At 42.2% G+C, this 12456-nt stretch carries 11 protein-coding genes; 5 read left to right on the top strand and 6 right to left on the bottom strand.

The genetic code is table 11. The features are described from left to right. Nucleotides 1-42: 42 nt before the first annotated feature. The 4 genes from cydD (at nucleotide 43) to infA (ending at nucleotide 4622) form a co-directional block, all read left to right on the top strand. A complete protein-coding gene (cydD, locus tag PR809_RS09315) occupies nucleotides 43-1809 on the top strand; it encodes a heme ABC transporter permease/ATP-binding protein CydD (RefSeq protein ID WP_206276146.1) in 1767 nt (588 codons plus the stop codon). Between the two features lie 2 nt (nucleotides 1810-1811). After that, nucleotides 1812-3554 carry a heme ABC transporter ATP-binding protein/permease CydC gene (gene cydC / locus PR809_RS09320; RefSeq protein ID WP_206276145.1) on the top strand — a complete coding sequence of 581 codons (1743 nt, stop codon included), beginning with the start codon at nucleotides 1812-1814 and terminating at the stop codon, nucleotides 3552-3554. 7 nt (nucleotides 3555-3561) lie between these two features. Next, the gene (gene aat, locus PR809_RS09325; RefSeq protein WP_195698392.1) at nucleotides 3562-4263 is read left to right on the top strand and encodes a leucyl/phenylalanyl-tRNA--protein transferase; all 702 of its coding nucleotides are present in this window, start codon (nucleotides 3562-3564) and stop codon (nucleotides 4261-4263) included. Nucleotides 4264-4403: 140 nt separating this feature from the next. Next, nucleotides 4404-4622, top strand: coding sequence for a translation initiation factor IF-1 (gene infA / locus PR809_RS09330; RefSeq protein ID WP_004244560.1), 219 nt, complete (start codon nucleotides 4404-4406; stop codon nucleotides 4620-4622). A 60-nt stretch (nucleotides 4623-4682) separates the two neighbouring features. On the opposite strand, the gene clpA is transcribed toward infA, so the two are convergent. Then, nucleotides 4683-6965 carry an ATP-dependent Clp protease ATP-binding subunit ClpA gene (gene clpA / locus PR809_RS09335; RefSeq protein ID WP_102138448.1) on the bottom strand — a complete coding sequence of 761 codons (2283 nt, stop codon included), beginning with the start codon at nucleotides 6963-6965 and terminating at the stop codon, nucleotides 4683-4685. Between the two features lie 31 nt (nucleotides 6966-6996). After that, nucleotides 6997-7317: an ATP-dependent Clp protease adapter ClpS gene (gene clpS, locus PR809_RS09340; RefSeq protein WP_102138447.1), complete on the bottom strand. Its 321-nt coding sequence runs from the start codon at nucleotides 7315-7317 to the stop codon at nucleotides 6997-6999. A 393-nt stretch (nucleotides 7318-7710) separates the two neighbouring features. On the opposite strand from clpS, the gene cspD reads away from it, so the two are divergent. After that, the gene (gene cspD / locus PR809_RS09345; protein WP_102138446.1) at nucleotides 7711-7953 is read left to right on the top strand and encodes a cold shock domain-containing protein CspD; all 243 of its coding nucleotides are present in this window, start codon (nucleotides 7711-7713) and stop codon (nucleotides 7951-7953) included. An 82-nt stretch (nucleotides 7954-8035) separates the two neighbouring features. Here the strand turns inward: cspD and PR809_RS09350 are convergent, their stop codons facing one another. The 4 genes from PR809_RS09350 to PR809_RS09365 form a co-directional block, all read right to left on the bottom strand. After that, nucleotides 8036-8974 (bottom strand): DUF1177 domain-containing protein, encoded by a 939-nt coding sequence (locus PR809_RS09350; RefSeq protein ID WP_166266508.1) that lies wholly within the window; start codon nucleotides 8972-8974, stop codon nucleotides 8036-8038. Between the two features lie 236 nt (nucleotides 8975-9210). Then, on the bottom strand, nucleotides 9211-9969 hold the full coding sequence (locus PR809_RS09355; protein ID WP_102138444.1) for an IclR family transcriptional regulator: 759 nt from the start codon (nucleotides 9967-9969) through the stop codon (nucleotides 9211-9213). Then, nucleotides 9966-10799 carry a nitrilase-related carbon-nitrogen hydrolase gene (locus PR809_RS09360; RefSeq protein ID WP_102138443.1) on the bottom strand — a complete coding sequence of 278 codons (834 nt, stop codon included), beginning with the start codon at nucleotides 10797-10799 and terminating at the stop codon, nucleotides 9966-9968. The genes PR809_RS09355 and PR809_RS09360 overlap by 4 nt, the downstream gene beginning before the upstream one ends. Nucleotides 10800-10809: 10 nt before the next feature. Then, nucleotides 10810-12156: a purine-cytosine permease family protein gene (locus PR809_RS09365; protein WP_102138442.1), complete on the bottom strand. Its 1347-nt coding sequence runs from the start codon at nucleotides 12154-12156 to the stop codon at nucleotides 10810-10812. Nucleotides 12157-12456 lie beyond the last annotated feature (300 nt).

Raw genomic sequence — 12456 nt, forward strand, 5'->3', positions numbered from 1 at the left:
ATACTCAATGACATTAAAACTACACCTGCTAACTAAATCATTATGGATAAATCAAGACAGACTGAATTGGTACGTTGGTTAAAACAACACAGTGCCCCTGCCAAGCGCTGGTTGCGGATCTCTATGTTACTAGGCATTTTGAGCGGATTACTGATTATTGCTCAGGCCTGGTTCTTAGCTGTTATCTTACAAGCATTGATTATGGATAACGTTCCTCGAGAACAGCTATTAACCCCTTTTATGCTTTTGATCTGCGTTTTCGTCTTACGCGCAATTGTCACTTATATACGAGAACGTGTTGGCTTTCGTTGTGGCCAAGTGGTGCGCCAAGAAATACGCACCATGGTACTCGATAAACTTCAAGAACTTGGCCCTGTATGGGTTAAAGGTAAGTCTGCGGGGAGTTGGGCTACGATTATTCTTGAACAAATTGAAGACATGCAAGATTACTATTCACGCTATCTTCCACAAATGTATTTAGCAGGGATCATCCCCATTATGATCCTGATTGCTATTTTCCCATTTAACTGGGCAGCCGCCCTCATTTTATTTGTCACTGCCCCGCTGATCCCGATTTTTATGGCATTAGTTGGCTTAGGTGCGGCAGACGCTAACCGTCGTAATTTTATTGCATTAGGCCGTTTAAGTGGCAGTTTTCTTGATAGGTTACGAGGCCTAGATACCTTACGGTTATTTTTTCGTGAGAAAGCAGAAATTAAGCAAATTCGCGAGTCAACAGAGGATTTTCGTTCCAGAACGATGGAAGTACTCAGAATGGCATTTCTGTCTTCAGGCGTACTTGAGTTTTTTGCGTCGATTTCGATTGCTGTTGTTGCCGTCTATTTTGGATTTTCCTACCTTGGTGAAATGAACTTTGGTAGCTATGGCTTACCTGTCACACTGTTTGCTGGCTTCCTTGCTTTGATACTTTCTCCAGAGTTTTTCCAACCATTACGTGACCTTGGCACATACTACCACGCTAAAGCACAAGCTGTTGGTGCCGCTGAAACACTCGAAACGCTATTAAACAGTGAGGGGGAACAAAAAGCTCAACAAGGCACCCAAACACTGAGCGATGAAGCTATCTATATTCAAGCTAAACAATTAGAAATTTTATCCCATGATGGCGTGCGCCTTGCAGGGCCATTAGATTTCAATATTGAACCACAACAACGTATTGCTATTGTCGGTCAAAGTGGTGCAGGGAAAAGCTCATTACTGAATTTATTGTTAGGCTTTCTACCTTATCGCGGCTCCATCACCATAAATGGCGTTGAACTTCGCGAATTATGCCCTGATAAATGGCGTGAATTACTGGGTTGGGTTGGGCAAAACCCCCACCTTCCAGAACAAACATTGATTGAAAATATCTGTTTAGGCAAGCCAAATGCTACAGAAGCAGAAATTAAACAGGCGATTGATAATGCCTATGTTTCCGAATTCTTAGCTCATTTACCTGACGGCCTAAATACCAAACTCGGTGACTATGCTGCCCGTCTTTCGGTCGGCCAAGCTCAGCGAGTTGCCGTTGCTCGGACCCTGTTGAAACCCTCTCGTATGCTACTTTTAGATGAGCCCGCTGCAAGCCTAGACTCCCACAGTGAGCAACGTGTCATGCAGACACTTAACCAGCTATCAAGCCAGCAAACGACCCTCTTAGTCACCCATTTACTGGAAGAAACCCTGGATTACGACCAAATTTGGGTAATGGCTAATGGGCAAATCATTCAGCAAGGTAATTACACACAATTGAGTCAGTCAGAAGGCGCTTTTGCCCAGTTACTTGCCCATCGCAGCGAGGAGCTTTGATAATGAAAATTCTATTACCTTTCTTAGCCCTTTACCGCCGCCATTGGTTTTTAATTACGTTAGGCATCATATTAGCAATTGTGACCTTGCTGGCGAGTATTGGTTTACTTACCCTTTCTGGTTGGTTTTTAGCTGGAACCGCAATTGCGGGGTTTCCGGGTCTTTATTATTTTAATTACATGTTACCCGCTGCAGGTGTCCGTGGTGCTGCAATTTTTCGTACCGCAGGCCGTTATGGAGAACGCTTAGTTAGCCACGATGCGACCTTTAAGGTACTTGCTCATTTACGAGTTTTTGCTTTTAGTAAAGTATTGCCCCTTTCGCCGGGGGGGATCAGCCGTTTTCGCCAAGGGGAGTTACTCAATCGTCTGGTCGCTGACGTAGAGACCCTAGATCACCTCTATTTGCGGGTTTTATCGCCGATCATTACAGCATTTTTTGTTACCTTTGTCCTTATTTTTGGTTTAAGTTACCTCGACCCACGTCTTGCTTGGACACTGGGTGGCATCATGCTGTTCTTGCTATTTACGATGCCATTTATATTTTATCGTGCAGGAAAGCCCATTGGTCGTGAGCTAACCGAATTACGTGGAAATTATCGCACTATTTTAACCTCAGCACTGCAAGGGCAAGCTGAGTTAACATTATTTGGTGCCACTGAACGTTTTCGCCAAAACTTGCTTAATATCGAAAATAAGTGGCAAGTGCGCCAACAACAGCAAGCGGCCCTCACTGGGTTATCTCAAGCCATTATTTTATTTGCCTCTGGTGTTACAGCAACACTACTTCTTTGGATGGCTGCCGACCATGTAGGGGGCGACACAAAACCGGGAGCACTGATTGCTTTATTTGTGTTCTGTGCGCTAGCGGCTTTCGAAGCATTAGGCCCTGTTGCTGTTGCCTTCCAACATATGGGTCAAGTGATTGCATCTGCTACTCGCGTTTCCCAATTAATGACCGCGAAACCAGAGGTCACTTTCCCAAGTGAAAGCCCTTCAATCACAACATTAGAAAATCTGACTGTCGATAATATTTCATTTACCTATCCAGAACAGCCATTTGCTGTTCTTCACAATGTATCTTTAACGTTAAATAAAGGCCAACACCTTGCTTTATTAGGCAAAACAGGTTGTGGTAAATCCACTCTTCTGCAGTTATTAACCCGGGCTTGGGATGTTGATAGCGGAACCATTTACTTAAATGGCACGCCTATTAACGAATTTAGCGAAAAATCGTTACGCAATATGATGTCTGTTGTGCCACAACGGGTTCATGTCTTTAGTGATACATTGCGCAATAATCTATTGCTCGCCAATGAACAAGCCTCTGATATCGAATTAAACGAAGTATTACAGCAAGTTGGATTAGGTAATTTATTAGAAAACGAATTAAAGCTTAATGCGTGGATGGGTGAAGGCGGTAGACAACTTTCTGGCGGGGAACAACGCCGCTTAGGCATTGCCCGTGCGTTGTTACATAACACACCATTAATTCTTATGGATGAGCCAACGGAAGGGCTTGATGCGCATACTGAACAGCAGATTTTAGCGCTGCTCAAGGAAAAATGTGCTGATAAGACATTAATTGTCATTACTCACCGTATGCAAGGCTTAGAGGAAATGGATAACATTTGTGTGATGGATAATGGTAAAATCATCGAACAAGGTACCCATCAAGCGCTGTTGAGTATGCAAGGCCAATATTATCAGTTCCGCCAGCGCCACTGGGCACAGCAACCGCTCTGAGGCGTATATGTACCAATTAGATGATGACTCCTATTTGTTTCCTCCCGTGTCTGAAGCGATGCGGGAACCCAATGGCTTATTAGCGATTGGTGGAGATCTTTCATCAAAAAGGCTGCAAGCTGCCTATTATGATGGTATCTTTCCTTGGTTTAATCCTGGAGAGATGCCTTTATGGTGGTCTCCAGACCCTAGAGCCGTACTCATGGTTGGTGAATTACATATTAGCCGGTCAATGAAAAAAGTATTAAAAAAGCAGACTTATCGCATTACTATTAACCATGCTTTCGAGCAAGTTATTGCAGCTTGCTCTATACGCCAAGAGGGCACATGGATTTTACCCGAAGTGCAAGCAGGTTATTTGGCATTACACCAAGCGGGGATGGCGCATTCCATTGAAGCTTGGTATGGCGGTAAACTCGTTGGAGGCCTGTATGGCGTGAACATGGGGCACCTATTTTGTGGGGAATCCATGTTTAGCAGAATGAATGATGCATCCAAATTTGCTTTTATTACATTCTATTTTCATTTTTTGCGCTATAATGGGCAGCTTTTTGATTGTCAGGTACTTAACCACCATACTGCCTCAATGGGCGCAAAAGAGATATCCCGTAGGGATTTTTTACATATTCTTTACCGGTGGCGTGACAAAGCGATTGACCCCGCCTGCTGGTTACCGCAATCGATTGAAATACCGCCAATTTTCGAGTAACGAATTTTGGTTTTATAGTAAATTTATACCCTCATGTAAAAATAAAGATCGCGTTAAAATGCGACATTTCTTTACTTAGTGTGGGTTTTTGGGCATTATCTTGCCCGTTAAAAATCAGGTTATTAAACTTAGAGGATTAGATGGCCAAAGAAGACAATATTGAAATGCAGGGCACTGTGTTAGATACCCTGCCAAACACAATGTTCCGTGTTGAACTGGAAAACGGTCACGTGGTGACTGCTCATATTTCTGGAAAAATGCGTAAAAACTATATCCGCATCCTGACAGGCGACAAGGTAACTGTAGAGTTAACACCTTATGACCTGAGCAAAGGCCGAATCATTTTCCGTAGCCGTTGATATTCTCTTCAGGCAAGGCCTGACAACCACAGGTGCATTAATACACCTGTGGTCTATTCGTCAGAATACCGCATCCTCCGGAGAGGCCTTGTGCACGCTACTGAAGCTGTATGTCAGTGTGTTACTTTTTTCATCAAGCCCGATACTTACAGAGCCACCATTCGTTAATGAACCAAATAGCAGCTCGTTTGCTAATGGTTTTTTCAGGTTGTCCTGAATGGTGCGAGCCATAGGTCGGGCACCCATCGCTTTATCATAGCCTTTTTCACATAACCAACGGCGAGCCGCAGCGCTGACTTCAATTGAGACGCCCTTCTCATCAAGTTGAACTTGTAATTCCACTATAAATTTATCAACGACCTGCGTAATAATTTCTGGAGTTAATGAGTTAAACCAAATGATACCATCAAGGCGGTTGCGAAACTCTGGTGAGAATGCCTTTTTGATCTCAGACATCGCATCAGTGCTATTATCTTGCTCTGCAAAACCAATAGAACGACGCTGAGTTTCTTGTACCCCTGCGTTGGTTGTCATTACCACTACAACATTACGGAAATCAGCCTTACGACCGTTGTTATCCGTTAGAGTACCATGGTCCATGACCTGTAAGAGGATATTAAACACATCAGGATGGGCTTTTTCGATTTCATCTAGCAATACCACTGAGTGCGGATGTTTAATAACTGCATCCGTCAGTAAGCCACCTTGATCAAAGCCAACATAGCCAGGAGGAGCACCAATTAAACGGCTAACAGTATGGCGTTCCATATACTCAGACATATCAAAACGTAATAGTTTAATATCCAGTGCTTTAGCTAACTGGACCGTGACTTCCGTTTTACCCACCCCCGTCGGCCCAGCAAATAAGAAAGAGCCCACTGGTTTATTTTCTAACCCTAAGCCTGCGCGATTCATTTTGATTGCTTCAGACAACGAATTTATCGCTTTATCTTGTCCAAAAACTAACATTTTCAAACGTGAATCAAGTGTCTTGAGTTTGTCTTTATCGCTAGAGGAAACGGTTTTTTCAGGGATGCGGGCAATGCGTGCCACGACAGTTTCAATTTCAGGTACACCAATGGTTTTTTTACGTTTACTTGGTGCAACCAGTCGCGTTCGCGCCCCTGCTTCATCAATCACGTCGATGGCTTTATCTGGCAAATGCCTATCAGTGATATATTTAATAGATAAATCCACCGCGGCTTGAATTGCTTTTGCGGTATAACGAACATCATGATGCGCTTCATATTTAGGTTTTAGCCCATTTATGATGCGAATTGTTTCTTCTGGAGTTGGCTCTACAATATCAATTTTCTGGAAACGACGCGCCAAAGCTCTGTCTTTCTCAAAAATACTGCCAAATTCTTGGTATGTTGTAGAACCAATAACACGAATTCGGCCACTTGATAGCAACGGCTTAATTAAGTTAGCCGCGTCAACTTGCCCACCAGATGCTGCTCCTGCACCGATAATCGTGTGTATTTCATCAATAAATAAAATACTTTTTGGATCTTTTTCCAACATTTTCAGTAATGCTTTGAAGCGTTTCTCAAAGTCACCACGGTATTTGGTTCCTGCCAGTAATGAACCAATATCTAATGAATAAATTGTGCAGCCTTTCATGACGTCAGGTACATCATCTTGCTCAATACGCCACGCTAGCCCTTCAGCAATAGCGGTTTTACCGACACCAGACTCGCCAACTAATAATGGGTTATTTTTACGACGGCGACACAATACTTGAATAGTACGCTCTAATTCGGCCTGACGCCCTACCAGTGGGTCGATATTCCCTTTCTTGGCCTGTTGGTTCAGGTTGCTCGTAAAGTTGTCCATATGGTCTTCTGAGACCGGCTGCTCTTCATTTTGCACGCTATTAGAAGAGATATCTTGTTCTGATGACGACTCTTCGCCTTTTATCGTGCCATGAGAAATATAATTAACCACATCTAAGCGGCTAACATCATGCTTACGTAATAAGTACGCAGCTTGGGACTCTTGCTCACTAAAAATCGCCACTAATACATTTGCACCACTGACTTCGTTGCGCCCAGATGATTGCACATGAAAAACAGCACGCTGTAATACACGCTGAAAACTCAACGTAGGCTGGGTGTCTCTGCTATCATTTTCGGGTAACAAAGGTGTAGTTTGCGCGATGAAGTGTTCAAGTTCTTGACGTAATGCAACAAGATCAACCTTACAAGCATCTAAAGCTTCGCGAGCAGAGATATTACTCAGTAACGCTAGCAATAGGTGCTCTACAGTCATAAACTCATGGCGACTGTCTTTCGCTTTCGTAAAAGCTACGTTTAAACTAAGCTCCAGTTCTTGATTGAGCATAAGCACCTCCCAAAATTGATATTAAGCCAAATTAGACTTTCTCTATAGTGCAAAGCAAAGGGTACTCATGTTCACGAGCAAAAGTATTGACTTGTGCCGCCTTAGTTTCAGCAACCTCTGCAGTAAAAATTCCACAAACTCCCTTTCCTTGAATATGGACATCTAACATTATCTGTGTAGCGCGTTCTTCATCAAAAGAAAAGTATTTTTGTAACACTTCGACAACAAAATCCATCGGAGTATAATCGTCATTATTTAATAGCACCTTATACATCGATGGTGGCTGTAAGGTTTGATCTATTTCATCTTTAAAAATGACGTCAGTTTTAAATGTGCCCAGAAAATCACTCATTACTTGCTTGCTCAGTGTTTAACTTCAATTTAAGCATAGTCTTTATTATCAACGATTTCTATCAATCATATTGATAACGTCATAAAACTATACCATTTAGTCACTATGATATTTTTTGTTTATATTGCATTAAATGACAGTGTAGCATGGGAATCATCTTTGCTTCCATGGTTAGCAATCTGTGAACCATATCAAATATTACAAAAAATGAGCGCGATTGATTAGCGAATTCTGAACACTTTCCACTAATTCCTGAGCCTCACCTCTTGACCTTAGAAGGCAATTTATTACAGTATATTTTGTAAACAAATAACACGGTATTTATACTTATTCGGTGTATGTTTTTTATACATAGCTCTAAACGCAAATATTGGTAAATTTGAAGGATGAAATATGGAGACAGGTATCGTTAAGTGGTTCAATAACGCAAAAGGCTTTGGCTTTATTTGCCCAGCTGATGGCGGAGAAGATATTTTTGCACATTATTCCTGTATCCAAATGGACGGTTACAGGACACTAAAAGCGGGCCAAAAAGTTCAGTTCAGTTTAACCATTGGGCCAAAAGGCAACCACGCTGAGCTTATCATCCCTATTGAAGCTGAAGACAATTCCGCTAATAACAGCGAATCGAGCTAAGCTTTTACTCAATAGAGCACAGTTAATTATTTCAATTACATTGATGAGGCTAATAATTAACTGTGGCTATTCTCTGAAATGACTAAGTACGATTACCCGCTGTTTGCAGATGACACATATCACCATACAGTGCAGTTAATAATGCATATTGTTCAACATCATAAAATGCACACTGATTCGCTGTAAACTCTTTCGCAACTTCTATCATAAATTTTACTGTAGCCGCAATATCAACCTCATGGCTAGCTCCTGTAGAGCAACCTGGCACCACAGTCTCTGAGCAAATAGCGACACCAACCACTGGTGCAGATGTTGATACCGCAGGTTGCAATATACTGTTGATATGATGTAGGCCATTGCCATATGGCGTGATGTCTTGAATTGATAGTGGGAATGTCACCGCTTTTTGGCCACTACTCCACTCCATCAAACGAATTAAATCCTCTGATACGGGTAAAATACAACCATTTTTTACTGTAGGAGACAGTGCATACCCTTTATGATTGAGTAAGCGATTTCCCTTTGTGGTATCTACGGACAAAATAGCATCCGCTTCTGGGATCGCCTCATGTTGATTCATCGTGGCATCTTCAAGGGGGGAGTCCATGAAATCAACAGGTGTATGTGGACGTGTTGGTGCATTTGGGCAAATATGGGTTGTGATCACGACATCGCCGAGTAATCGGTCGCCCTTTTCATGCATTTGTGCCAGTTTAAGCGCTGCTGCAAGTGCGGCAATTGCGCCATCTGCATCAGACACAACACCGATTCGAGAAGGCCTAGCACCTATTCCACCTAAACGCCCGATGATCCCCAGTGTTGGCGCATCTTTATGCTGTGATTTACCTTGTGTTCCAGGAATAAGAATGCGAACAAAATCGCTTTGTCCTTTGTGATCCTTAACCGTTTTAGACATAACTTCAATGTGTGAGAAATCTTGGAACAATGCAACAATGTCTTCACCTTTAACACTAGCGCAATCGATTAGCTCATATACGCAAAGAGTTTGTTTTAGACTCATTGTACTTCCTTTAATTTTTTTTATGGGAGTGAAGAGCTACTTTGAGGTTAACTCGCCTAAAATAACGAGTTAACCTCATTTCGCTCTAGATGAAACCTCACGTAATTGAGGTCTCATTTTTCCTGATGAAGGCGTATTCACGCACTTAAAATACTAACAATATAAATATTTATAATTTACTACTTACTGCTACTACCTACTTCTTACTACTGTTTACTTTTATGAACAAAATAAACTCATGACTTATTTATGCTTTTTTGTAACCAATACGGGTCACCCACCATACAACCAAGATAAGCAGCTTTATGGCAAAGACTCATGGATAACTGTGCCATAACCTCATCATTCATTTGTGTTGCAGGTAAACTTAAGCACAGGGCATATAACGTATTTTGCGCTGGGTCGAAAACTGTACTTGATATTGACGCGACGCCAGCAACAGATTCATCCATCGAAAATTCCCAGCCACGCTCAGCCACTATGTCCAAACGCTCAACTAATTTAGCCTGCTCTTGCTCTTCTTTTAGTTCGCGGCCGATGATTTTTGACCGCTCATTTAGCGGTAACCTTGCTAATAACGCACGTCCCGTTGAAGTCCCCAGTATGGGCAACCGCGTACCCGGCTGAGTGATCACTTGTAACATGCTATTGCCAAAGCGCGCATGAACGACACGAACCATATCATCATCAAGTGCTGATACATAACTGGTAAACCCGCTATCTTTCGCAAGTTCATCAAGTGCTTCAAGCATCATATCGATTAATGGATTCATCCCTCTAGCCCGATGCGCTAATTCCATAATCAACAAACCCGGTCGATATATAGGTGCATTGTTTTTCTTTTCAAGCAATCCGAGTTCAGCCATTTGCTTTAAAAGACGGGAGGCTGAACTTTTAGGCATACCTAACTCATTAACTAACGTTGTCACAGTCAGTTCGTTCCCTGAACGCAGGAACAGTTGGTAAACATCAACAACGCTAGATAAAATACTCATGACCCTGAACCTTGGGTTAATACACTATAACTTTGTGGCTTTCTGTCTCTTAGATAAGGCACATTTAAGCGTGTATGGGCTTGGTTTAAAAAATCAACCTCACCAATTAATAGCTCCTCACCTTCACAGCCCGCTTCACAAAGTACTTGGCCGCGAGGACCTAAAACCTTGCTACCACCAAATAAATGCAGATCTTCTTCATGGCCCCAACGGTTCACCGCAAGTAAGTGAGTTCCATTTTCTAATGCTCGACAGGCGCTGTTAATATCCCAGACATCTCGGTCTTGAACGCACCAAGCTGAAGGCGCTAATAATAATTCCGCGCCTTGTAATGTTAAAATTCGTGCGACTTCAGGAAACCCCATGTCATAACAAATCATGACACCGATTTTACCAATGGGGGTTTCAAACACCGGAAAACTATCACCTCGTCCAAACCACTGTTTCTCTATACCAAAGGCATGAACTTTACGAAAAACGCCACTAATACCATCACACCCCGGGTTCCAAACACCGACAGAGTTATAGATATCACCTAAATATTCACCGCGTTCAACAAAACCGCTAACAATAGTGATATTTAAACGAGTAGCAAGTTCGCTAAATAGCGTATAAGTTTCACTTCCGATGGAATCGCTTAAATCCCACAGCTTGGTAGTCAATAAGTCACCACGGTAACCCGTTGTCGCCAGTTCAGGGAAACAAATCAATTTTGCTCCTGAATCCGCGGCTTGTTGGCACAATTGTGCCATACGTTGTAAGTTATTAGTTTTATTGCCAAGTTCTGAATCAAACTGAGCCAGAGCAACTTTAACTTTTGTACCTGACATGGTTTAATCCTTAATCTAAATGAGACACTTTGCGAAAGTGTACCGTTTCAACACCTTTCGCTTTCGCCTGCCAGCGCATTCCGATCCAATAAGCAACAGCACCAGTAATTAAAGAGTTAAGCGCAGGAATGCCATAGTCAGCGTGCAGCGGACCTAATTCTGATGTCCCCCACCCAACCAGTACTGCGATCACCCATACCACAAGTGTTACTGGGTTATATGCTTCACAGCTGGGTGGTAATATGCCTTGTTCTCGAGTGATATCTAGCTCTTTGCGGTCACGCTTCAACAAATAATAGTCAACAACCATGATCCCTGCGACAGGCGGAATGGCTATTCCTAAGTAAATTAAGAAACCAATAAAGTTATCTAAGATCCCTAACATTGAAGCGATAGTCCCAAAAATACCAATCACCCACGTTAAATAACGGCGGTCAAAATGCTTATTAAATATGGCATTTAACAGTGTTGAAAAACCTAACGATGATGAATACAGATTGATATCATTCATTTTTATTGTTGAGAAGATAACAATCGATGCACCTAATAGGCCTGTCAGCGCCATCATTAAATCAAATACTTGGCTTGTACGTAATGACAGCGCCATCAGTACCGCTATCATATTGACCAGTAGCTCACCGAAAAATGTGCCGATGAGCGTCATCCAAAACACATCTTTAGGCCCTTTCATAAAGCGGCTGATATCAGGTGTTGTTACTGCTGCAATAATAAAACCACCAGCAACCATTGTGATGGCCGCAGGCATAGTCATTAATGGCCCGGCGGGTTCAGTGTCATTGATAAGCGTACCAATATCTTGACCTGATAATAAATTATATGTCGCCCAGCCTAACGCAAATAAAAATAGCGGCGTTGAGATATTGGCAGTAATAGATAAAAATCGATACCCATATACTGTTATAACCGTCACCGCAATACCTGTAATAAGTGACCAAGTCCCTGGTGTTAGCACATTAGTCGCTTTATACATACCATCCGCAAAGAAACCATTTTGGACGCCAAACCAGCCCATTAAGGAGATGGCAATCGCGCCACCAATAAGAGCTGAGCCTAACTTACCAAAACCCGCCCACCGAGACAGTAGGCTAATCGACATTCCTTCACGGCATGCAGCTGCTCCAAGCCCCCAGCTGACAACCTGTAAAATTACAGAGCCAAGCATTGTTGCCCAAAACGCCTGCCAAAAAGTTAACCCATAACCAAGAGCCGCACCTAACATCACTTGAGAAACACAAGCTAGCGCACCAATTCGTAGAATTAACACTTCATAGAACGGCCTACGAGCACTTTGGGGTACTCGAGCCAAAGAATAATCTTCACCTGCTTTATTCGCCATATCGCACCTGCTGTGTGGTTGTCTTTGCTTAGTTTTTTACTGGCTTTATTATAAGTTCCATTATATGGAACCGGGTTTCATTTATTCTACAGGGCAAATCATATCTATGATCGATACCAATTCGCAAGCAGAATTTATCTTTTCAGACAGTTTTTTATTATGAAATATTTTAAGAAACGAGGGAATATATAGATTAAAAAAAATATTATTAGAAAATTAAGGAGTTAAAAATAACGCATTTAATTAGCAGAATTTAATTGAGGAACTCAGTTCCAAAAAATGGGACTGAATTTAACCTAA

Origin of the sequence: Providencia sp. PROV201, assembly GCF_028479545.1 — a bacterium.
In the GTDB taxonomy this organism is placed as follows: domain Bacteria; phylum Pseudomonadota; class Gammaproteobacteria; order Enterobacterales; family Enterobacteriaceae; genus Providencia; species Providencia huaxiensis.